Annotated in this window: 16 protein-coding genes, 1 tRNA gene and 1 pseudogene; 8 read left to right on the forward strand and 10 right to left on the reverse strand. The window is 69.8% G+C overall.

Annotated features, from left to right (window positions below; all coding sequences use genetic code 11):
- Positions 1-91: 91 nt before the first annotated feature.
- The gene (locus OG741_RS14625) at positions 92-625 is read right to left on the reverse strand and encodes a hypothetical protein (RefSeq protein WP_405597818.1); all 534 of its coding nucleotides are present in this window, start codon (positions 623-625) and stop codon (positions 92-94) included.
- Between the two features lie 792 nt (positions 626-1417).
- Here OG741_RS14625 and OG741_RS14630 point away from each other — a divergent pair.
- From OG741_RS14630 to OG741_RS14640, 3 genes and pseudogenes are all read left to right on the forward strand, one after another.
- Positions 1418-2650 (forward strand): ice-binding family protein, encoded by a 1233-nt coding sequence (locus OG741_RS14630; RefSeq protein WP_405597820.1) that lies wholly within the window; start codon positions 1418-1420, stop codon positions 2648-2650.
- A 422-nt stretch (positions 2651-3072) separates the two neighbouring features.
- Positions 3073-3327, forward strand: a pseudogene (locus OG741_RS14635) (hypothetical protein); the annotation flags it as partial.
- A 128-nt stretch (positions 3328-3455) separates the two neighbouring features.
- Positions 3456-4250: a hypothetical protein gene (locus OG741_RS14640; RefSeq protein WP_405597822.1), complete on the forward strand. Its 795-nt coding sequence runs from the start codon at positions 3456-3458 to the stop codon at positions 4248-4250.
- 287 nt (positions 4251-4537) lie between these two features.
- Here the strand turns inward: OG741_RS14640 and OG741_RS14645 are convergent, their stop codons facing one another.
- The 4 genes from OG741_RS14645 to OG741_RS14660 all read right to left on the reverse strand — a co-directional run bounded on the left by OG741_RS14645 (position 4538) and on the right by OG741_RS14660 (position 10178).
- The gene (locus OG741_RS14645) at positions 4538-5953 is read right to left on the reverse strand and encodes a Cys-Gln thioester bond-forming surface protein (RefSeq protein ID WP_405597824.1); all 1416 of its coding nucleotides are present in this window, start codon (positions 5951-5953) and stop codon (positions 4538-4540) included.
- A 224-nt stretch (positions 5954-6177) separates the two neighbouring features.
- Positions 6178-6621 carry a single-stranded DNA-binding protein gene (locus OG741_RS14650; protein ID WP_405597826.1) on the reverse strand — a complete coding sequence of 148 codons (444 nt, stop codon included), beginning with the start codon at positions 6619-6621 and terminating at the stop codon, positions 6178-6180.
- Positions 6622-6744: 123 nt separating this feature from the next.
- Positions 6745-8556, reverse strand: coding sequence for a GTP-binding protein (locus OG741_RS14655; RefSeq protein WP_405597827.1), 1812 nt, complete (start codon positions 8554-8556; stop codon positions 6745-6747).
- A 5-nt stretch (positions 8557-8561) separates the two neighbouring features.
- The gene (locus tag OG741_RS14660; protein ID WP_405597829.1) at positions 8562-10178 is read right to left on the reverse strand and encodes a dynamin family protein; all 1617 of its coding nucleotides are present in this window, start codon (positions 10176-10178) and stop codon (positions 8562-8564) included.
- 307 nt (positions 10179-10485) lie between these two features.
- Here OG741_RS14660 and OG741_RS14665 point away from each other — a divergent pair.
- The 4 genes from OG741_RS14665 to OG741_RS14680 all read left to right on the forward strand — a co-directional run bounded on the left by OG741_RS14665 (position 10486) and on the right by OG741_RS14680 (position 13960).
- Positions 10486-10558, forward strand: a tRNA-Arg gene (locus OG741_RS14665).
- A 521-nt stretch (positions 10559-11079) separates the two neighbouring features.
- Positions 11080-13113, forward strand: coding sequence for an APC family permease (locus OG741_RS14670; RefSeq protein WP_405597831.1), 2034 nt, complete (start codon positions 11080-11082; stop codon positions 13111-13113).
- 97 nt (positions 13114-13210) lie between these two features.
- Positions 13211-13507 (forward strand): hypothetical protein, encoded by a 297-nt coding sequence (locus OG741_RS14675; RefSeq protein WP_405597834.1) that lies wholly within the window; start codon positions 13211-13213, stop codon positions 13505-13507.
- A 132-nt stretch (positions 13508-13639) separates the two neighbouring features.
- Positions 13640-13960 (forward strand): GYD domain-containing protein, encoded by a 321-nt coding sequence (locus OG741_RS14680; protein ID WP_405597836.1) that lies wholly within the window; start codon positions 13640-13642, stop codon positions 13958-13960.
- 95 nt (positions 13961-14055) lie between these two features.
- Here the strand turns inward: OG741_RS14680 and OG741_RS14685 are convergent, their stop codons facing one another.
- The 3 genes from OG741_RS14685 to OG741_RS14695 form a co-directional block, all read right to left on the reverse strand.
- Positions 14056-15033 carry a YbhN family protein gene (locus tag OG741_RS14685; protein WP_405597839.1) on the reverse strand — a complete coding sequence of 326 codons (978 nt, stop codon included), beginning with the start codon at positions 15031-15033 and terminating at the stop codon, positions 14056-14058.
- Positions 15034-15206: 173 nt separating this feature from the next.
- Positions 15207-15677 (reverse strand): DUF1772 domain-containing protein, encoded by a 471-nt coding sequence (locus tag OG741_RS14690; protein ID WP_405597842.1) that lies wholly within the window; start codon positions 15675-15677, stop codon positions 15207-15209.
- Positions 15678-16110: 433 nt separating this feature from the next.
- A complete protein-coding gene (locus OG741_RS14695; protein ID WP_405597844.1) occupies positions 16111-17697 on the reverse strand; it encodes a von Willebrand factor type A domain-containing protein in 1587 nt (528 codons plus the stop codon).
- A 433-nt stretch (positions 17698-18130) separates the two neighbouring features.
- Between OG741_RS14695 and OG741_RS14700 the strand changes: the two genes are divergently transcribed.
- On the forward strand, positions 18131-18730 hold the full coding sequence (locus OG741_RS14700) for a DNA-binding response regulator (protein WP_405597846.1): 600 nt from the start codon (positions 18131-18133) through the stop codon (positions 18728-18730).
- 23 nt (positions 18731-18753) lie between these two features.
- Here OG741_RS14700 and OG741_RS14705 read toward each other — a convergent pair whose 3' ends face one another.
- Together OG741_RS14705 and OG741_RS14710 are read right to left on the reverse strand one after the other, a co-directional pair.
- Positions 18754-19611 carry an ABC transporter permease gene (locus OG741_RS14705; protein WP_405597849.1) on the reverse strand — a complete coding sequence of 286 codons (858 nt, stop codon included), beginning with the start codon at positions 19609-19611 and terminating at the stop codon, positions 18754-18756.
- Entirely contained in the window at positions 19608-22373 is a 2766-nt protein-coding gene (locus OG741_RS14710) for an alpha/beta fold hydrolase (protein WP_405597851.1), read from the reverse strand. Before OG741_RS14710 ends, OG741_RS14705 begins: the two co-directional genes overlap by 4 nt.
- Between the last annotated feature and the right edge of the window lie 95 nt (positions 22374-22468).

Genomic DNA, 22468 nt, shown 5'->3' on the forward strand with positions numbered 1-22468 from the left:
CGCTGTCGAGCGGCCTCGCACGGCCCCGGGACGGCCCGGGGAGGGTCCCAGCCGTGGCAGGTCGGGCTGGTAGCGCCCCGCACGGGGGCCGTCACATCAGTGGCTGGGGAGCGACAGGGAGCTGTTCGTTGCAGAGCCAGGTGAAGGTCCGGTCCGGTTCGAGGTGGGCTTGTCCCCAATGGATGACATGGATGCCGCTCTCGACGTCGGCCGTGAAGAACACGCAGACCAGCTTCGTCGAGGCCCCCAGTTCCTCGAACGCTTCGTGCAGCTCCAGGTACTCCTCCGTTGTCAGGTCGTCGTCGAGATCGAACAGTGCATCCCGCGGCTCCGGCCCGTGCGCCCAGAACATCCGGCGTCGCGTGGAAGAAGCCTTTGCGGGCAACCGAGCACGATCGAGGGGCCTCGGCCTGTCTGCGTATTTGAAGGGGAAGAGCGCATGATCATTGACTACGGCGTACTCGTACCCACGCACTTCCCGCACGGGCTCGCCCAGCTCGCGCGCCATGTCCGCCAGGTACTCGCGCACGGCCTCCGCGAGAGTGACACCGTAGGGACTCCGCTTCTTTAGCCCCGCCGTGAGGTGCGTGGCGTGAGCCTTCGCGTGCGCCTTGGCCAGTTGCACCGGAATCGCCTCAGCGAGCCTGCCGGCCCGCTGCCCAAACCGCTTCACCGCCCAGCCCGGAAGCCTGTCCCCATTCCCATCTGACGCAGCCATGCAGCGTCGCCCTCCCCCGCTCGTCCGCCTATCAACTGTGTGACAGGCACACGAAGCACTCACAAGGGAGCGATCCGGCCACATCAGGCAGAAGAGCGACTACGCACGCTTCCCGGACGCGACGAGCCCCCGGTGATGACTGCCTTGTAAGCCTGGCGCCGCTCGCGGACACGTGTTTGCTGGTCAACCGTGGAGCAACGGCGCTCGTCCTGTCTGCGGCCGTCTGCACCTTGACGCGCCTCGATTGACCGTGGTTGACCGCTCGATCTGGCACGGATCTGGCACGCGCGCCGTCGCACCGACACCTGTCTTGTAAGTTCGCTCGGGTGCCAGCGCACATTGCGACATGGACACTCAAAATGCAGGGCGGATTCCGCAAGCTTCGCCGCGCACCAACCCGCATGACACACCCACGCGAGTGGGGGTCGCCAACGCTCACCGGCAAAACCACCCGTTCGCCTCCCAAGAAGCGGTGTTACCGGGTGATCTCATGGTGAGTGCTGAGCCGGACCGGGTCGCGTGCCTGGTCCATGTCCTTGCACCGAGGACGGCCGCATCCTCACCTGCCTTCGTGGATTTCCGTGGCCGTTCGTCCCCCATGTCGTCTTCGAACTGATCGGCGAATGCACCCTCGAAGCGCAACGCTGCGTTCGCACGCCTGGGTTCGCGACGACACCGAGTAAGCGGAAGGCAATGTGCATGGCAATCAATAGTGCCTGTACCACCGATTTCCGAAGGCCGCAGCGTCAACGACTGACGGCGACGATCGCGTTCGTTCTCGGGCTGGTCCTGCTCTGTTCGGCCGCACTCCTGGCGATGGCGACCAGCGCACGCGCGGCTACCGCACCGGGCCTGGGAACCGCCGACAGCTACGCGGTGCTGGGCGGCCAGACCGTTACCAACACCGGCCCAAGTGTCCTCCAAGGGGATCTGGGCGTCAGCCCGGGAAGCGCGATCGTGGGCTTCCCACCCGGAATCGTGAGCGGCGCGACCCACGCGGGCGATGCGGCCGCGGCCCAGGCGCAGCTCGACCTGACCACCGCGTACAACAACGCAGCGGGGCAGGCCCCGGACGCGAGCATTGCAGGAGACCTCGTGGGTCAGACCCTGCCCCCGGGCGTCTACAACGCCACGGGCCCGATCGGCCTCAGCGGGACGCTTACGCTCGACGCCCAGGGTGATCCCAACGCGGTCTTCATCTTCCAGCTCGCGTCCACGCTGATCACCAGTTCCGCCAGCACCGTCTCGCTCATCAACGGCGCTCAGCCGTGCAACGTCTTCTGGCAGACCGCCGAATCGGCCACCCTGGGGACAGGTTCGTTCTTCGAGGGCACGATCATGGCGCTGACCTCGATCACGGCGACCACCAGCGCCAGGATCGAGGGCCGGCTACTCGCGCGGAACGGCTCGGTGACGCTCGACTCCAACGTGATCACCAGGCCGAGCTGCATCGTCGGACCGTCAGGACCGCCCGGGCCTAGTGGACCCAGCGGCCCCGCCGGACCCAGCGGCCCCGCCGGACCGAGCGGCTCTGCTGGACCCAGTGGACCCGCCGGACCGAGCGGCTCTGCTGGACCCAGTGGCCCCGCCGGACCGAGCGGCCCCGCCGGACCTAGCGGCCCCGCCGGACCTAGCGGCGCGCCCGGAGTACCCGGTCCGACTGGTCCCACCGGACCTACCGGCCCGCCCGGAACTACGGGCCGTCCGCACAACGGCCATCACAAACCGGGCGCGCCGCACGACACCGGACCGCACGAGACGACAGGTCCCCACGCCACGAAGCGCCCCCATCATCTGGCGAACACCGGCTCGAACGACCTCTTCGCTCCATTGGCGAGCATCGGGGCAGCGCTGCTCATCGCGGGCGGCGTGGCCATGGTCGTCATCAAGAGGCGGGCGGCCGGCGCGCGATCAGACGGTTACGACGGGTAGCAAGGCAGCCCAAGGAACCAACCGGTAGTGGACATCACTGCTGTCCGCCCCCGTCCACGGACAAGTTCGCCCGTGGACGGGGGCGCTGTCGTCCACAGGTTAGGCGGAACGCGCGGGCGGTGTAGCGGCTTTGGGCAGGAGCTGCCATGGGGCGAGAGATCGGGGCCCGTAAGCTTGCCGCGACTCGGGCAGTCTCTGGACCTGCCCGCAATAGCCCGATGTGGGCCCCGATCTTCGAGGCTCGCCCCATGGTGGCTGCGTAAAGCCGTGGAGCCGACCGCCCCAGCCCCGTGCCGGCCGTTCTCTGACGGTTGGCGTCCGCGCTCGGTGCGCCGCCGCCCGGCTGGGGGCAGCCGGGCGAAGACAGTGGATAGCCCGCAGCCGGGGGCTGCGGCGCGCGCCGCGCTTGCGCGGCGCCCTGACGCGAGCACGGGATGCACGCACTGCGGCACTTCTACGCCTCGGTACTGCTGGACGCCGGGGAGAGCATCAAGGCCCTGAGTCTGCACCTCGGGCACGGCGATCCGGGGTTCACCCTTCGGGTGTACACGCACCTCATGCCGAGCAGCGAGACCCGGACACGAGCGGCCATCGGCGCCCTGTACGCAGATGCGGGACGCGCACACAACCGCATCAGAACAAGCGTCCTAGCTCGACGTGACGAGATATGCAGATAAGAACTGAAGCGATCATTGCTGGATGCATTACCGACACAAACGAAAGCGGCATGTATTGATTCCGTAACATGGATAACAGAAGCACACGAAAGTACATTAAGCGGAGTTCCGCGGGCTATACAGAGATCATGACAACACCATCAAACGACCGAGTGTTGCTGATTTCCGGCATCGCCGTAAACGCAGCCTCAATCGTCGCGGCGATTGCAGCGCCACTAGCAAACTTGCCGGACGGCGTACGATTTACAGCAGTTGGCCTCGTGGGGGTGACCGCCACCGGCCTGGCATGGAAGTTCGCGACTGTCGACCGGGCAGCGCTCGCTCGCAGACTCCTCCTGATCAGTTGCGTCCTCGTCACTCTGCTCGGAGCCGTACTTGCTTGGCCCGGTGGCCCACCGGTTGGTAGTTTCCAAGAAGATCGCAGGGCCGAACAAAAGGGCGATGGGGGTACCGAACAGTCCAACAAGAATTCTTCAACTGAAGCAAAGTTGACGGAGACTGTTGCGCAACTCAAGCGAGGAATTCAGCAGCCCTCACGAGACTCTGACGTCCATAGCTGCATCACGGTTTCGGGTGATGGCCGCATCCCCGACGGCTACGGGCTCTGGGTGGCAAACCTGCCCGATGTCGGCGGATCCGCAGATATGGGCGCTCTCAATAACTTGCAGCGCGTCAACCAGGCTGACGGCGAAATGTCGTGGCAAACCCCGAACTTCGGCGTCGGGCTGGGCAAGCGCGATGCCGGTACGGACTACTGGCTCTACGTCTTCCTGCTCCCCGAAGCCGCAGACAGCGCGTTGCGCAACCTGAGGACTGAGACTGGCACATCTCTCACGGCACCCGTCGAGGGAGCGCTGCCGGTTGATAGGTACCGCGTTACGCGGACGGCGACGTGGAACTGCCCCTATAAGGAGAAGCCCTAGGTCCGCACTCCTCACGGCCCAGAGACGGCCCAGGCAGCATGAGACAGCCCCTCCCCGACGGGAAAACCGCTGGTGAGGGGCCATTTCGCGTTCACGATCGGCAAGTAACACCCCATCTTGCCGTACGTCCATCCCTCGATGGAAACCGGTAGGTCGGGGCCCCTGCTCCGGTCCGGCCCACCGGCACCAGTCCGGCACAGGACCGGCACTGACGAAAACGGCCCCGGTGCGCGCACAGGCGTGCCGGGGCCGTCTCGTGCGCAGTGTCACGTTGCGCGAGGGAGCGCTCACTCCTCGGTGGTTGTCTCCTTCTTCTTCCGGAGGAAGAAGACCGCGCCGCCGCCGATCACGACCAGCCCGATCGCTATCCCCGCGATCATCGGGGTGGCGTTGGAGCTGCCCGTCGCGGCGAGGTCGCCCTCAAGGCCACTGGAGGTACCACCGGCCGAGGCCGGGCTGGGCTGGGACGAGGGAGTGTCCTCGGGGCCCGAGGCGCCGGTGGTCTTGCAGTCCAGCACGCCCTTGAAGGTCTTGCTGAAGCCTTCGGGCCCGGTGATGGTGAAGTCGTACGCCTGGTCCTCGGCGACCGGGATGGTGACCGTCCTGGACGCCCCGGCCGGGATCGTGTGCTTGAAGCCCATCAGCTCGAAGCTGAACGGGGCGTCGCCCTTGTTGGCCGCGCTGATGTCCACGCCGCCCTTGGCACAGTTCTTCTTCGCCGACAGCGCCGGAATCGCGCCCGCCTTCGCCCAGGTCGCCGTCGCGGTCGCGGAGACCGTGGACTCGCTGGAGCCGGCCAGGATCTGGGTCTGGCTCTTGGTCGCGCCCGCGAAGGCACGGCCCACCGGCACGGAGGTGGTGGCCTGCGCCGTCAGCGTCGCCGAGCCGTCGACGGCACCGGCCGGCACGTCGAAGTAGAGCTGGGCGCCGTTGACGACGGCGGTGAGGGGCTTCCCGGCCACGTCGGTGATCTTGATGCCGCTGGCTGCCGCGTCGGCCGGCGGGGTCAGGGCGACCTGCCCGGCATCGGTGCGGACGGTGATGGGGCCGAGCCGTCCGCCCGCCTTGCCGGAGACGGCGTTCGGCTCCAGGCTGAGCGAGGCCTTCGGCTCCGCCACGTTCTGAGCCTTGGCCTCCAGCCAGTCCGCGAGCTTCTCCGCGGCGGGGTCGAGCGCGTCGACGTCCGCGCCGTCCGAGTAGCGCCAGATGGCCACCTGGGTGCCGGCCGCCGCGGTCCTCTCGGAGAGCGGCCCGGTGCCCGCCGACTTGGCCAGCGCCGCCAGGTCGTCGACCTGGGGGTAGGAGTGCTGCAGGATCCACCGGATCCTGCCCGCGTCCTTGTTGGTGCCCAGCGACGTCTGGTTCCAGGGGGTCTCGAGGTACTTCGCCTGGTCCTGGGTCGGGTTGTGGATGTCGATGCAGTACGTCTTCAGGCGGCCGCCGCCGTCGACGGTCATCTCGAAGACCCCGGCGGGGATTTCGTGCTTCTTGCCGTTCGTGCGGAGCACGGCCCGGTCAAAGGTCTTCAGCCCGTCGAGAGTGGCAACCGCGCCACCCTGGTGCTGGACGTCGTCCTCGGCGGCGGCCGGGCCCGCGGCGGCCAGGGAGCCGGTCGCGACGAGGCCCGACAGCAAGGCCGCGGCGGTAAGACGACGAGCAGCGCTCCGCCTGCGTCCGACCGACGCAGAGAACACAGCAAACACAGAATTCCCCTCCGGGCGAGGCCCTATTCGCGTGTGACGCGTGGGGGGAGTGCCTCGCCTGCAGACTCAAGTGCCCCGTGGTACGCCGAAATCCTATGGATGCCGCGCACCCCAGTCCCCCGTCATACCGTCAGACAACCATTCCGACTCGGAATCGTTATCGCCGTCTCTGCCGCCATCGCCGAATCCCCGTTCCAGAATCGACAAATCTCTACAACTCCTGGTCAGGGCACGGCTACCGGCGCCGCCCCGACCTCCTCGGATCGCTCGCCGGCGCGCTCCGCCGGACGGGCCGTCAGATGTGGTTCCGCCTTCATCACGCGCCGGAATGCCGAGGTCCCGCGCGTCAGATCGTGGCCCACCGCCACCGCGTCGATCTCCACCGATGTCCTGCGCTGCCCGTCCCGCTCCTCCTCGCGCACCTTCAACCGCCCATGGACAAGAAGCGGTTCCCCCACGGAGACCGACCCGGCCAGATTTATGGCGAGCGACCGCCAGGCGAAGACCGTGTAGAAGCTGGTGTGCCCGTCCGTCCAGCTTCCGCTCTGCTTGTCCCATCGCCTCGGTGTCACAGCGAATCGGAATCGCGCCATGCCTCCTGCCACCGATTCCCGGTACTCCACATTCGTGGCGACATTGCCCACCACCGTCACCATCGTGTCGTTCACGACAGCCACCTCCCCGTCCGGTTGTGCTGACTGATCTCCATGCTGGACCGGACGGGGAGAACCCGCTGACGGCTGTGGACGAGAGCGCCTCTGTGGAAAACCCCGTCACCCCCCTCGCCCCAGTCATCGCTGAAGCCATACGGACCCGCCCCCAGGCCGGGCCCCGGAACCGCCTCCCGGAACCGCAACGGCAGCCCCCGCCTTCCCCGACGACACCGTCGAGTACTGCTCCCGCACCTCGCGGTAGCGCATGAGCTCCCCCGCGATCGGGTCGAGCACCCTCGCCCGCCCGCACCCGGCCGCCGCCTCCCGCAGCCGCCGCTCGGCGTCCTGTCCGTACCGCCGCGCCGGCCCCCGTACGGCCGCCCCGCACGCCCACTCCACCAACGGCCCGCCCACGATCCCGGCGAGCATCAGCATCGCCGGTGTCAGCAGCCCCGGCTCCAGGACGCCGATGATCTGGCCCACCAGCCAGAGCCCGCCGTAGATCTGAAGCAGCGTCATCGACGCCTGTGCCAGTACCGCGGCCGGCCACCACTTCGGCCGCAGGGGGCGTCCACTCGTCGCCGCCGCCTCCCGCGTCGCCAGCTCGTCCAGCGCCTCGGGCAGCCCTTCGGCCCCGCGCACCGCCGCCTCGCGCACCGCCTGCGCCCAGGGCGCGGGCAGCCCGGCGGCCGCCTCGTCCGCGACCGTACGCACTGCCTGTTCGACCCGTTGGCGCGCCGTGAGCTCCTCCTCCACCGGCTCCGCGGCCTCCGGCGCCCCGCTGCCAGGCGTGCGCGTGGCCTCGTACCAGCGCCACAGCCGCAGCCAGGGCGTCCCGCACGCCCGCCCGGCGTTCCTGCGCCACTCGCGCTCCGCCGTCTCACCGGCCGCCTTCGCACCGATCGCCTCGGCGAGCCGGGCGGCGAAGTCCTCGCGAGAGCGTTCGCTCAGTCCGGTCCTGCCGTCGGCCACGTACACCGCACGCAGCTTGGCCGCGGCGGCCTCCACATCGGCGGACAGGCGTCGCGCCGGGGCAGTGCGCTCCTGTACGAACGTCCCGATCATCTCCCGCAGTTCCTCGACGCCTTCCCCGGTCAGCGCGGAGAGCGGGAGCACAGTTGCGCCGGGTTCGCCGTGTTCGCCGAGCGCCATGCCGTCCTCGTCCAGGAGGCGGCGCAGATCGTCGAGCACCTGGTCGGCGGCCTCGCCCGGCAGCCGGTCCACCTGGTTGAGCACCACGAAGGTGATCTCCGCATGCCCGGCGAGCGGCCGCAGATACCGCTCGTGAAGGGCTGCGTCCGCGTACTTCTCCGGGTCGACGACCCAGATCACAGCGTCCACCAGTGCCAGCACCCGGTCCACCTGCTCCCGGTGGCGGACCAGTGCCGAGTCGTGGTCGGGCAGGTCGACGAGGACCAGTCCGGACAGCTCCTCGGCGCCGCCCGCGAGGGGTCTGCGCCGCAGCCGGGGCGGGATGGCGAGCCGGTCGAGCAGTCCGGCGGCACCCTCCGACCAGGTGCAGGCGATCGGTCCTGTGGTGGTGGGCCTGCGCAGTCCGGTCTCCGAGATCGGCACCTGGGCCAGGGCGTTGAAGAGCGTCGACTTGCCACTGCCTGTGGCGCCCGCGATGGCGACGACGGTGTGCCGCGAGGAGAGCCGCTGGCGGGCGGCCGCCTCGTCGAGGACACGTCCCGCCTCGGCGAGTGTCTGCCCGTCCAGCCGGGTCCGTGACAGGCCGATGAGTTCGCGCAGGGCGTCGAGGCGTACCCGAAGCGGCCCGACGTACGCCCCGCCGATCGGGACGTGTTCCTCACCCACCTCCTCCTCGGTCCCCTCCCTTGTCTCCTCATCGCACGGCGCGCTGTCGTCGCGGCCGCCCGCGCGCCGGGCGATCAGCCCGTCGTCCCAGCGGTCCGCGGCCTCGTTCTCGTCGTCAGTGATGGCGGTCAACGCCGTCACCTCTCCTTCTGCAGTACGGACAGCGCGGCGATCAGTTCGGCCTGCGGCTCGGGGGTCACTTCGAGTGCGTCCAGGGGTGCCAGCCGGAGGTCGCGTTCGCCGTGCAGTACGCCGTCGATGTACGTCGCCATGAGCTCGCCGCCCTTGTCGCGCAGTCGCAGCGCGCCCTTGGCTCCGATCCGTTCGGCAAGCCGCTCCCCCGCTCCGCGTGCGCGCCTGCCGCCGAGCAGTGCGGCCGCGATCAGTGCGGCCACGGTTTCCGCGTCGGGCGGGAGATTCAGCTCCAGCCGGCGCACCTCTTCGTCGGCGAGCTCCTCCAGCTCCCGCCGCCAGCGGCGCACGGCGATCCCGATCCGTTCCGCCGACTCCAGGTCCGGCCGCCCAGCCCGAGCGAGGACAGCCTCGGCAGCGGGCTCGCGCCGCCAGGCGTCCTGGACGCGTTCGTCGGCGGCGGCGACGGCGCACTGCAGCAGAGCGGACAGGCTGCCGACCAGCGCATCCAGCAGCTCGCCCGCGGAGCTGTCGCGCGGAAAGCCCCGCCAGCGCGTCCGCGCGTCGCCCGCGAGCACCGCACCGCTCCGGAGCTGTCCGCGTACCCGCTCGCGCTCCTTGTCGTACGCGTCCTCGACCGCGCCGGTGAGCCGTACGGCCGCGGCGTACTGCCCCGCCACCGCGGCCGCGAGCTCCGGCATCCGGGCGTTGAGCGAATCGATCACGCCCGATGCGGTACGTGCCAGGGCCTGCTGGCGGGCCGCCGGATCCTGCGCCCGGTGGGCCAGCCAGGCGAAGAGGGGGGCGATGGCGGAGGTGGGCAGCAGCCCGTTGCCGCCGCCCGCCGACTCGGGCAGCTCCGGGATCGTGAACCGCGGCACCTCGCCGAGACCGGCCTTGGTCAGCAGGGCGGCGTACTGGCGCGAGACCTCCGCGACGACCTGGTGGGGCACCCGGTCGAGCACGGTGACCAGCGTGGCGTCGTACTCCTTGGCGGTACGCAGCAGATGCCAGGGGACCGCGTCCGCGTACCGCGAGGCCGTCGTCACCATCACCCACACATCGGCGGCGCAGATCAACTCGGCTGCCAGCAGCCGGTTCTCGACGACGAGCGAGTCGATGTCGGGCGCGTCGAGCAGTGCGAGCCCGCGGGGGAGGCCGGCAGCGGACTCGATCCGCAGGGAGTTCTGCGCGTCGGCCGCCTCGCGGGCACCGTCCTGTTCCCCTTCGGTCTCGTCCTGCTGGGGCAGCCATACGCGGGTGAGGTGCGGCAGGACCCGCATTCCCGCGAACCAGTGGTGGTCATCGGGATGGCATACGAGCACCGGCGTACGGGTGGTGGGCCGCAGCACCCCGGCCTCGCTGACCCGCCGCCCCACAAGGGAGTTGACGAGGGTCGACTTCCCGGCCCCGGTGGATCCCCCGACGACGGCGAGAAGCGGCGCTTCGGGCTCCTTGAGCCGGGGCACGAGATAGTCGTCGAGCTGTGCGAGCAGTTCGGTACGCGTCTGCCGAGCGCGCGGGGCGCCAGGAAGGGGAAGAGGGAGACGCACGGCGGCGACACGGTCGCGGAGGGCGGAGAGTGCGTCGATCAGCTGAGGCCGTGCATCCAAGGTCACCACATGCGAAGAATGCCCAATTTAAGTGGCTTTTTGAAGCGTATAGCCCTCCCTGCGCGCCGGTCGGACAGACGGGACACATGGGGCGAGTGGGGCGCAGGCATAACGAGTGCACAACACCCGAGACGCGAGGCGCTAAAAGCGGTGCGTGAATCGCACCTGCCTGCGATTATCGGTTCGCTTCACCGAACCTCCACATCGTGCCACGCAGGTGAAGCAACGGGGTCAAGGCGATCGGAGCCCTATCCTTGTCCCCGGCAAGGTCACGGAACACCCGACGCGGGCTCCAGGCCACCGAGGCCACCATTCGGCCCCCGTAGCTCAGTGGATAGAGCAGGCGCCTTCTAAGCGCTTGGCCGCAGGTTCGAGTCCTGCCGGGGGCGCTCTTCCCGATCGATGTACGGCCCTCCCTCGTGGGGGGCTTTTTTGCAGGTCAGGGAAGTCTGGCGAGGGCGCCCAGCGGTTGGGCAAACCGGCTGGATCCCGCCGGGCGCCCGGCTCGTTCGCGCTCAGGACGTCGGGGCATGGTGTTCCTGGTGGAGTCCGCGGTAGGCATCATGCTCACGTGAGCGGCCCCTGGCCCGCGTCGTCGCGGATGAATACGGGCGGGTAAAGGCGCAGCGCCTCCTGGTTCTCCTCTCGGCACAGCGGGAGTTGGACGAGATCGGCGGCGGTCGGCGTACGTCCGCCGTGGCCCCCCCGTGCGCCGGATGATGGCCGGCTTGAGGCGCGCAGCCGTTTCGAAGACGGCTGCCGCTGCAGGCTCTGACGCGTCGGCCGGCCACCCCCATTGGCGAAATTGCGCCATTTGTACGAAGCCTCGGCGAATCCTAACGAGTTCTTGATGCCCCTCAGACCCCTCTGACAGTGCATTCCGGCCGGTGGGGCGGCTTACGCTCGCGCCGTGCTCAACGTGACCGGGATACTCAAGCGGCTAGTGATCGGCCGGGCAAGGCGCAGCGAGGAGCTGGGCGAGACGCTGCTGCCCAAGCGCCTCGCTCTGCCGATCTTCGCCTCCGACCCGCTGTCCTCGGTGGCGTACGCCACCCAGGAGATCCTGCTGGTCCTCACGCTGGGCGGCCTGGCGTATCTGCATTTCACGCCCTGGATCGCGGGCGCGGTGGTGGCACTGATGACCGTGGTGGTGCTGTCCTACCGCCAGGTGGTGCACGCCTATCCGAGCGGCGGCGGTTCGTACGAGGTGGCCTCGACGAACCTCGGCCCGTCGGCCGGCCTGGTGGTCGCCTCCTCGCTGCTGGTCGACTACGTGATGACGGTGGCCGTATCGGTCGCCTCCGGCGTCGACAACATCATCTCGGCGGTGCCCGAACTGGCCGACGAGCGGGTGCTGATGGCGCTGATCTTCGTCGCCCTGCTGACCGCGATGAACCTGCGCGGGGTACGCGAGTCCGGCCAACTGTTCGCCGCCCCGACGTACCTGTTCATCGGCGGCGTACTGATCATGGTCGGCACTGGCCTGTTCCGCTATCTGATGGGTGACGCGCCGGTGGCCGAAAGCGCCGCCTACGGCATCAAGCCGGAGCCCGGGGACGCGGACCTGGCCGGCCTCGCGCTGGTGATGCTGGTCCTGCGCGCGTTCTCCAGCGGCTGTACGGCACTGACCGGCGTGGAGGCGATCTCCAACGGCGTGCCCGCCTTCCGAAAGCCCAAGTCCCAGAACGCCGCGACCACCATGGCCGCGATGGGCATCATCGCCATCACGATGTTCGTCGGCGTCACCACGCTCGCCATCGTGGCCAAGGTGCACATCACCGACGACTCCTGCCGGCTGACGGGGCTCACCGACTGCGAGGGCTACACGCAGCGCACGGTCATCGCGCAGCTGGCCGCCTCCGTCTTCGGCGGCGAGAACAGCGTCGGCTTCTACTTCATCCAGGCCGCCACCGCCCTGGTCCTGATCCTCGCCGCGAATACCGCCTTCAACGGCTTCCCGCTGCTCGCCTCGATTCTCGCCCAGCACCGCTATCTGCCACGCCAGTTGCACAACCGCGGCGACCGGCTCGCGTTCTCCAACGGCATCCTGGCCCTGGCGATCGTGGCCGGACTGCTGCTGTGGGGCTACAAGGCCAATGTCACCAGCCTCATCCACCTCTACATCCTGGGCGTGTTCACCTCCTTCACGCTGTCCCAGACGGGCATGGTCCGGCACTGGAACCGCGAGCTGCGTACCGAGCCCGATCAGGCAACCCGTCGCCGCCATCAGGTCGCGCGGGTGATCAACGCCACCGGCGCGGTCGTCACGTGTCTTGTTCTGGTCATCGTGCTGGCCACCAAGTTCACCCAGGGCGCGTGGCTGGCGGTGCTGGCGGCGATCGTGCTGTTCGTGATGATGCGCGGCATCCGCCGCCACTACGACTCCGTCGCGGCCGAACTCGCGGTCACCGACCCGCGCAGCGAGATGGTCCGGCCTTCCCGGGTGCTGGCCATCGTGCTTGTGTCCACCATCCACAAACCGACCCTGCGGGCGCTGGCCTACGCACGCGCCTTCAGGCCCGACCGGCTGGAAGCCCTTACCGTCGCGGTCGACCGCGACGCCTCCACCGCGCTCCAACGGCAGTGGGAGGACTACGGCATCGAGATCCCGCTCAAGGTTCTCGACTCCCCCTACCGCGAGATCACCAAGTCGGTTGTGGAGTACGTGCGCTCGATACGGCGCGAGAGCCCGCGCGACGTGGTCGCGGTCTTCATCCCCGAGTACGTGGTCGGCCACTGGTGGGAGAACCTGCTGCACAACCAGTCCGCGCTGTGGCTCAAGAGCCGCCTGCTGTTCACCCCCGGCGTGATGGTGACCAGCGTCCCCTGGCAGCTGTCCTCCTCCGTCCGCGCCGATCACCCGGCCGCCCGCGCCCCCGGCTCCGTACGCCGCGGAGAACCCACGACGGCGCCCAAGAGCGACGACGTCAGCACACCTCACTAGCCGGCCCGCGGAGAGGAGGCGCAAGCGGCAGCGCCGACCTACGGTGGTTGGGAGAGGACGCCGTCAGGCCGAACGCGGCGTTCCGGAGGAGGCTGCGATGAAGGAGCTATTCGTCTGGGTGACGACGCGCCGCATCAAGCCCGGCGCGCTGGAGGAGTTCGAAGGGGCCTGGCGCCCGGACCCGTATCCGCAGGCTCTGCGCTACGCCTACGCGTACTGGAGCGAGGACGGCCTGGAGATCACCGGGGTGTCGTTCTGGGACACCAAGGAGGCATGCGACTCCTGGCGGGCCTCCGAGGCGGAGACACGGCGGCACGAGGCCATGTCCCCGTACGTCGTCGAGGAGCGGGAAGGCTTCTACCGCGGGCGTGAACTCGCCGTCCCCGCGCGGTAGCCGGCGCGCCTATCTGCGGAATCCCGGTCGCGGCTCTGGCACCGGGCCGGCCTTCGCCGCGACGGGGGACGCGAGGCGGAGGAGAATTCAGGTAAAGGGCAAGGATCGGGACAATGCCGAAGGCGGAGACCGATGTCGAAATACCTTTTCAGAGTCACGCTGACCGTGGACGGCCTGAAGGGCATGCTCAAGGAAGGTGCCGCGTCGCGCCGCGAGGTCGTCGAACGCATGGTTCAGGGCCTGGGAGGCCAGATCGAATCCATGTACTGGGCGTTCGGCAAGGATGACGTCTACGTCATCGCGGACCTGCCGAGCAACGCCTCCGCCGCGGCCATGGGCCTGGTCACCTCGGCGGCCGGTGGCGTTCGCACGAACACCGTCGTCCTGCTGACGGCCGACGAGATCGACGAAGCCGCCCGCAAGAAGGTGGACTACCGCGCACCCGGTGCCTGACGCACGCGACCGTTGCGGCGACCCGTATCGGGCGGCAGGAGCTGAGTTTCCTGCGCCCTGATGGCACGCACCGCCGTAGGCCCTGTCCGTACGGCTCAGAGCACGCGCCACCGCACCAGTGCGGCCAGCACTGCCACGCCCGGCAGCAGCGGCATCCATACGGTGAGGAAGCGGAAGCCGAGAACCGTCGCGGTGGCGACCACGAGCGGCGCGCCGACCGTGACGAGTGCGACGGCCAGGGCGGGCTCGACCGAGCCGATGCCGCCCGGAGCCGGGATGAAACCGGCCACGATGCTCGCCGCCAGATAGGCGATCACGATGTAGTGCCACGAGACCGGCAGTTCAAGGGCGAGGGCGACACAGACCAGCACGCCTGCCTGCAGCAGCGGGAAGGCCAGTGCGCCGCCCCACAGGGCCAGTGCCCGGGAAGGCCGCTTGTGCAGGGCGCGTGCGTCGGTCAGCGCGGTGCGCAGGAATCCGGCGAGGAAGCGGCGCAGCCGCGGTATCGAGAGCAGCACGATCACCGCCGCTCCGATCACGACGACCGCGACGAGGAGCGTCGTCGGGACAGTACTCCCGGGCGGAACGAGCTCGTCGAGCCGCAGCGCGTCGGGGAAGGCGAGCACCAGCCCGAGGAGCAGTCCGATCCTGGCGACCGCCTCGACCAGGCTGTAGAGGGCGAGCGCTGCCGTCGAACGGTCCAGCGGAATGCCGCAGCCCCGAAGGAAGCGCAGGGTGACCACATGCGCCCCAAGTCCGGCCGGGAGCAAGTGGTTGGCGGCTCCGGCGGCGAACTGCGAGGCGAGCAGGCGCCCGGTGGGGAGCCGTTCCACCACGGTTCCCTGGCGTACGCAGGACGCCGCCACCCAGCACAGTCCGGTGACGACGCCGCCCATGAGCAGCCAGCTGATGTCGGCGCCGCCGAGGCGGCTGACGCCGGAGGCCACGAGGGGCCAGTTGCCGACCGCCCAGACGGCAACCAGGACGAACGGGACGAAGCAGAGGATCCGGCGGACGGGCAGCTGCCGCAGACGGTTCAGCGGGTGCCGTTGCAGGGGGAGGGTCTCGGGCATGGCCACGTTCTCGGCCGTCCTTCTTCCATGGGGCCCGCCTCGCGGCGCGATCGCGGTACGAGACGGGAGGGCTGCCCGGGAACCTGCCCTTCTCCCGCGACATTCCGGTGTCGCGAACCCGACATCCAGCGGATACGTCGGTGGCCTCTGGGGGCACCGCTGCTGTCACGTCGCTACAGCGCGGCACTGACCAGCAGGGCGAACGACGCGATCGTGAACAGCGTGCGGATCAGGTGGAGGACGTTCCAGCGGGGCTCGAAGGCCGCGCGGACCTCGCTGTCGGGTCCGGCCGAGGGGTCGTTCTCCGACGTCGCGAGGGCGTTGTTCAGCGGGATGTTGCCGACGACGGTGACGAGGTGATTGAGGACCGCGCACACCAGGCCCGCGACGATCAGCCAACGCTGGGTGTCCGTACGCCCGTCGACGGGGACGGCGAGGGCCGCGGCCGGGAAGGCGATGATCCCGAAGAAGATGAGGAGGAAGAGCGGGCGCGGTACGACCTCGTTGATCCGGCGCATGGCGGTGAGGAACTGGTCGTCGGACAGCCGGGCGAGAGCGGGCATGACCCCGGTCCGGAAGGTCAGCATGAACCCCGCGTACAGACCGGTGGAGATGATGGCGAGGGCGAGCAGAAGGGTGGCCATGGCCCACATCATGTCCCTCCGCCTCGTCCGACACGGCACCATTACGGCGGAGCCGCGCGCGGGATCGTCGGGCTGGAGCCGGCATGCACGGGGCTGGACAGCAGTGCGGGGCGGCACGACCACACCGTCCGCCTCCTGCCCGAGGCGACAGGTGACTGGCGACAGACAGGCGACTCCGCTCGGCCGGGCTGTAGCTGGGGCCCCGCCTGGCCGGGACTCCAGGCTGGAGCGGGGCCCACCTGCCGGGCGGGGCCGACCTCGACCCTCCTGGCCGGCGGCTCCGCCGGGCCGCACCCCGAACCCACCAGCCCGGCAGCGCGCCCAGCACCCGGGACCCGACGCAGCCCGACCGCCGGGCCGTCGTCAGGGCGCAGCCCGACCGCCCCGCCCTGACCACGGCACAGCCCGAGCGCCGCGCCGTCTCATCCTCGTCTCAATCCCGCAGCCTCTGCGCCTGCCTGATCGCCTCCGCCAGCTGCCGCACCGCGCCGTCCTCCGTCGACTTCGCCAGCGTCCCTGCCCGCTCGGCCAGTTCGCCCAGACCCGGCGCGCCCGGCATCGAGCCGCCCCTCAGCGATTCGGCGAAGTACGCCGCGACTGCCGTGACCTGGAGCCTCTTGGAGGCTCCGTCCCACAGTGCGCCGTCGATCGCGTCCATCTCGACGGAGCCCGTCTGCTCGTGCGGCGCGCGTGTCCGTGGGTCGAGCCAGCGGACGGTCGCCGTCGCGACGTGACCGCTCGCGCCCTCCCGCAGCCGTACCGCATACAGTGCCGTCACCGTGTGGCCCGGGCCGACCTCGCCGCCGTCCACACGGTCGTTGCGGAAGTCCTCGTCCGCGACCGCGCGGTTCTCGTAGCCGATGAGCCGGAACTGCTTGACGGTCTTCGGGTCGAAGGCGACCTGCGCCTTGGCGTCCCGTGCGCGCAGCTCGACATGGGTGGGCAGCTGGTCGACGAAGACCTTCCTGGCCTGCTGGCTGGTGGAGACGTACGTGGTGTGACCGTCGCCCTTGTCGGCGAGCCGCTCCATCAGCTCGTCGCCGTACTCACTGCCGACGCCCACGCCGAAGAGCGTGATGCCGTACTCCCGACGCGCGTCGTCGATGCGGTCGAGGATCGCGTCGGCGTCGGTCTCGCCCGTGTTGGCGAGGGCGTCGGATAGGAGCACGACGCGATTGGTGGCTCCGCGGCGACGGCCCTCGACCGCCTCGTCGTAGCCGGTCCGCACGCCCGCCTCGACATTGGTGGAGTCGGTCGGCTCCAAACCGTCGATCACCGAGTGGATCCGCTCGCGGCTGCTCTTGAGCCGGGTCATCGGCAGCCGGGTCTCGGCCTCGTCGCTGAAGGTGACGACGGCGATCGAGTCGTCGTCGCGCAGTTCGTCGGTGAGGATGCCCAGCGATTCCTGGACGAGGTCGAGGCGGCCCGGCTCGGCCATGGAGCCGGAGATGTCGATGACGAACGTGAGGGCAGCGGGCGGCCGTTCGCCCGCGCGGTCGGAGGGGCGGGTCGAGAGCCCCACGCGCACCAGCGACCAGTCCTCCCCGTCCACTTCGCCCTCGGCGCCACGGGGCCGCGCGCCGTCGACCGTCACCGAGAAGCCGTCGCCCTTCGGCTGCGGATAGTCCTGCCGGAAGCTGTTGACGAACTCTTCGGGCCTGATGTCACCGGGCTGCGGCCGCTGTCCGTCGGCGAGTGTGCGACGGGCATAGCCGTACGAGGCGGTGTCGACGTCGAGCGCGAAGGTCGACAGATAGTCGGCCGCGGGCTTTGAATCCTCGAGCGCGTCGTCCTTTTGCCGTCCTTCCGACCCGCCGTCAACCCCCTCCGCGGGTGCGCCTCCTCCGCCGTCCGGCGCGATCGGCACGGGTGCGGGCTTCGAGCCGTCGTTCGCCCGCTGCTCGCCGCTGTGAGAGGACCGGTCGGCCTGGCCGCCCGCCCCGCAGCCCGCGGTCAGCAGCATGCCGCCGGCCAGTATCGCGGCCGCCGCTCCCCTGTACGTCCGTGTGCTGAGCTTCATCTGGGCTCCCCTGGATCGTCACTTGTGAATGTGACGTCCGAGACGGCTCCAGGGAGCAGTCGAAGGAGTTGCGGATGGATCTCAATGCGGCAACGGCGGGCGGGAGTTGCCCCGCCCGGGAAGGGCAACTCCCTCAGTGGCTCCACTGCTCGCACTCATCTCTCCTGCCTCCATCGTGACCCGCCACCGCTCGGAAACGAAGGGACTGGCAAGGACTCGCCAGTCCCCGACCAGGCGCTTGTCACCATGTGCATTCGTGTGCGTACATGGAGTGGCATACGAATCCGAAGGGGACGGACCGTATGTCTGCGTGGATGGCGGGGGATGATCTGCGATGACAGTGGGGGTGGTTCCGGGCTCCGTGCTCGGTCCAGAGGTTTCACGATCTGTTCTGCGCGACGCGCCTGGGCAGCCTGTTCAAGGAGTGGCGCAGGTGAGAGCGGCCCTGACCGGGCTGGTCCGCTCTGCACGCCGTGAGCTCCTCAGCTTCGACGACCCGGCAGGTGCGCTGGGCCAGGGCATTCCGGAGCGGTTTCTCGAATTCGCCGACGCCTGCGTGCGTTCGGCCACCGGGCAGACCGCGGCGGTCCGGCGTATCGCACCCCGGCAGGGGCTGACTCATATGCGGGAGCCGTTGCGCTGCCCCGGCGCGGTCAGGGTGACGGACTCCATTCCGTTTAAGATGGTCGTCGCGGACCGCACGGTCGCTGCCGTCCCGCTCGATCTGGAACTGCACTACAACGGCGTGCTCTTGATCCGCGATCCCGTTGTCGTCCAGACCCTGGTCCGCACACACCGCACCTGGTGGGACACGGGTGACGATCCGACCCGACATACGGTCGACCCTGTGCCGGCTCATCTGCGGTCCGTGCTCCACGCCATGCTGACCGGGCTCACGGACGATGCGGCCGCGGCCCGGCTCGGCATGTCGGGGCGCACGTACAGCCGCCGCGTCGGTGAACTGCTCGCCGCTCTCGGCACGACGAGCCGCTTCCGGGCGGGAGCGGAAGCGGCTCGTCGGGGCTGGCTGTAGCGATGCGACTCGACGGAGACCGCTCAGGACACAATGTCCTTGCGGGAGAAGTTCCGGAAGGCGAGCGCGAACAGCACCAGCGCATACGTCACCGAGACCGCCGCGCCCTTCACCATGCCGTTCCACTCCAGCTGTGGCTGGAGCGCATCGATCCACGCGAACTGCCAGTGCGCGGGCAGCACATCACGCCATGACCCGAGCGCCGTGACCGCGTCCAGCACATTGCCGATGATCGTCAGACCCACCGCGCCGCCGACCGCACCCAGTGGGGCATCGGTTTTGGTGGACAGCCAGAACGCAAGCCCGGCCGTTACCAGTTGGGAGACAAAGATGAACGCCACGACCAGTCCCAGACGCGGCAGCGTGTCGCCGGTGTCCAGGGAGCCGCCCGTGGGCAGCTCCAGCGGCCCCCAGCCGTAGGCCATGGTGCCCGTCGCCAGAGCCACCAGTGGCAGCAGGACCATCGCCGCCGCGCTGAAGCCGAGCGCCACCGCCAGCTTGGACCACAGCAGCCGGGTGCGCGGCACGGGGGCGGCGAGCAGATAGCGCAGGGACGACCAGCTGGCCTCCGACGCCACGGTGTCGCCGCAGAACAGCGCCACCGGCACCACCAGCAGGAAGCCCGCCGAGACGAACAGACAGGTGGCCGCGAAGTTCGCCCCGGACGCTGTGGCCGTGTCCATCAGGGTCACCCGGCCGCTGTCCCCGCCGTCCGGGGTGCCGCCGATCGCGAAGGCGGCGATCAGAATGAGGGGCAGCGCGGCCAGCACCCCGCCCATGACCAGTGTCCGCCTGCGCTTCAGCTGCCGTACGGCCTCGACACGCAGCGGCAGGGTGTGGCGCCCCCGGTAGCCCGGGGCCGACTCGACCAGCGTGCTCATGCGGTACCTCCGATCAGGGTGAGGAAGGCATCCTCCAGGCGGCGGTGCGGACCGACGCCCGTCAACGGCACATCCAGACGGACGAGTTCGGCGATCATGCCCGTGGCCGTGGCCCCGTCGAGGCGTACGAGCAGTCCTTCGTCCGTACGGGACGCCGAGCCGATTCCCGGCAGCGCGGCGATCTTCTCGACCACCGGCTCCGCGACCTCCTCGGCGGTGGTGACGAGCAGGGTGTCGCTCTCGCCGGTGATCTCCGCGACCGGTCCTGCCTGCACCAGCCGGCCACGGTCCATGACCACGAGATGGGTGCAGGACTGTTCGACCTCGGAGAGGAGGTGACTGGAGACGATCACCGTGCGGCCCGCGGCCGCGTACCGGATCATCACGTCCCGCATCTCGCGGATCTGGGGCGGGTCGAGTCCATTCGTCGGCTCGTCGAGAATCAGCAGATCCGGCATGCCGAGCATGGCCTGGGCGATGGCGAGGCGCTGCCGCATTCCCTGCGAGTAGGTGCGTACGGCGCGGGCGAGGGCGTCGCCGAGACCCGCGATCTCCAGGGCCTCCTCGATATGCGCATCGCCGGCGGGGCGGCCGGTGGCCTGCCAGTAGAGCTCCAGGTTGTCGCGGCCCGAGAGATGCGGCAGGAAGCCAGCGCCCTCGACGAACGCGCCGACCCGGGAGAGAACGGGCGCACCCGGGCGGATGGCATGGCCGAAGACGCGGATCTCGCCCTCGTCGGGCCGGATGAGACCCATCAGCATGCGCAGGGTGGTGGTCTTGCCCGCGCCGTTGGGGCCGAGCAGGCCGAGGACCTGGCCCTTCTCGACGCGGAAGGACAGCTCCCGTACGGCATACCGCTCGGCGGACTTGGCGTACCGCTTGGTCAAGCCAGTGATCTCCAGCGGCACTTCGGCCAGCTCGGGGTCGGGCGCGGGGGCGAGGACCCGGCGCCGGGCGGTGAGCAGCAGCGCCGCCGCGATCAGTGCGCCCGTGGCCGGGAGCGCCCAGGTCCACCAGGGAAGTCCTGCGGCCTGGGTCTTCACGGCGGGTGCGGTGGGCACGGCCAGGGTGCCGCCTGCGCCGAGCGCGACGGTGTACGTGGCGGGGGCGGCCGGGGACGCATAGCCGAGGTCGGTCGCGGAGAGGACCAGCCGCAGCCGGTGTCCGGCGTCGACCTGATGGTCCACGGCGGGCAGGGTCAGTGCGACGTCCGTGCCCTGCTTGGCGTTCTCGACGCGGACGGGGGCGACGAGCTGGGAGGGCAGCACCTGTTCACGGCCGTCGGGCCCGACGTCGTAGACCTTGCCGAACAGAACCGCTTCGCCGTTGGAGGAGGTGACCTTGACGCGGACGGTCGGCGAGCCGGTGATCCGCAGGGACTGCTGGAGGGGCGCTGAGTCGAAGCGTGCGAACTGGCCGGGGAAGTCGAGGGAGAGTCCGAGACCGAGGGAGGAGAGTTGACCGAGGCCGCCGCCGAGGCCGGGGACCGCGGAGATGGCGGGCGGGGTGGCGCCGGCCGGGTTGGAGAAGCTCTGCTCACGGCCGGCGAGCGCGATGGGCTGTGCACCGTTCGTGAGCCCCGGGTAGCGGTCGCCGGTCGCGCCGCGCAGCAGCGCCTGGCCGTCGGTGGAGTCGATGCCTCCGGTGCGGCTGACGCGGAAGGCGGGTCCGGTGTCGGTGCCCTTGTCCTGCTTCAGGTAGCGGTCGAACCAGTTGCTGATCCGGGACTCGATCCGGCCGGCCTCCCGGTCGCCGCCGTCGTGGCCGCCGACGATCCAGTCGACGGAGACGGGCGCGCCGTTGGCGCTGATCCGTTTGGCCATGGCGTCGGCATGCGCGAGCGGGAAGAGGGAGTCGGACTGGCCCTGCACGATCAGCGTGGGCACCTTGATGTGCTCGCCGACGGCGGAGGGGCTGCGGCGCTCAAGAAGTTGCTCGGCGGCGGCGTCGGGCTTTCCGGCAACGGCGACGCGTTCGTACATCGCGCACAACGCGGGCTGGAAGCGTCCGCAGCCGCCCGGGTCGGCGGGGCCCGCGGGGGTGGCGGCTCCGGCTGCGCCCTGAGGCCCGGCACCGCCCTGGGGCGTGTCCCCGGCAGGTGCGTCGGCGGGCGCATCGGCGGGCCGGTCTTCGGAGGTACGCGGCGCGCCCAGCGAGCCGGTGGAGAAGAAGATCCCGGCCCAGAGCTTCTTGAAGACGCCGTCCGGGAAGAGCGCGTCGGAGAGGTTCCAGTAGGTGATGGCGGGGGCGATGGCGTCGACGCGCTTGTCGTATCCGGCCGCGAGCAGCGAGATGGCTCCGCCGTAGGAGGCACCGGCGACGCCGACGCGCGGGTCACCCTTCGCGTCCAGCTGCACTTCGGGCCGTTTCGCCAGCCAGTCGACGAGCCGCGAGACGTCCTTGACCTCGAAGTCGGGGTCGTTGAGCCCGATCTGCCCGGTGGATGTGCCGAAGCCGCGGGCGGACCAGGTCAGCACGGCGTATCCGTCGCGGGCCAGCTTCTCGGCCTGGGCTCGTACGTCGTCCTTGCTGCCGCCGAAACCGTGGCCGAGGAGCACGGCGGGACGGCGCTCCTTGCCGCCCGTCGTGAAGTAGGAGGTGTCGATCTTCGCCCCGGGCATCTCCTGCACCCGGTCCTCACGCTGCACGGTCGGTGCGCCGTCGTCGGCGACCGCGGTCCAGGTGCCCGCGCCGGCGAGAACGGCGATGGCGGCGACGCCTGCGAGCCATCGGCCACGCGGCCCGGGAAGTCGGATCTGCATGCTTGAAACCCTAAGCGGATCCCTGTGCTCTCTCGGCTGCCGCCAGGCGGAACTGCTGAGCCTCCTCGAGTAGTACGCAGTACGGTCCTCGTACA

This window comes from Streptomyces sp. NBC_01410 (assembly GCF_045040195.1).
GTDB lineage: Bacteria > Actinomycetota > Actinomycetes > Streptomycetales > Streptomycetaceae > Streptomyces.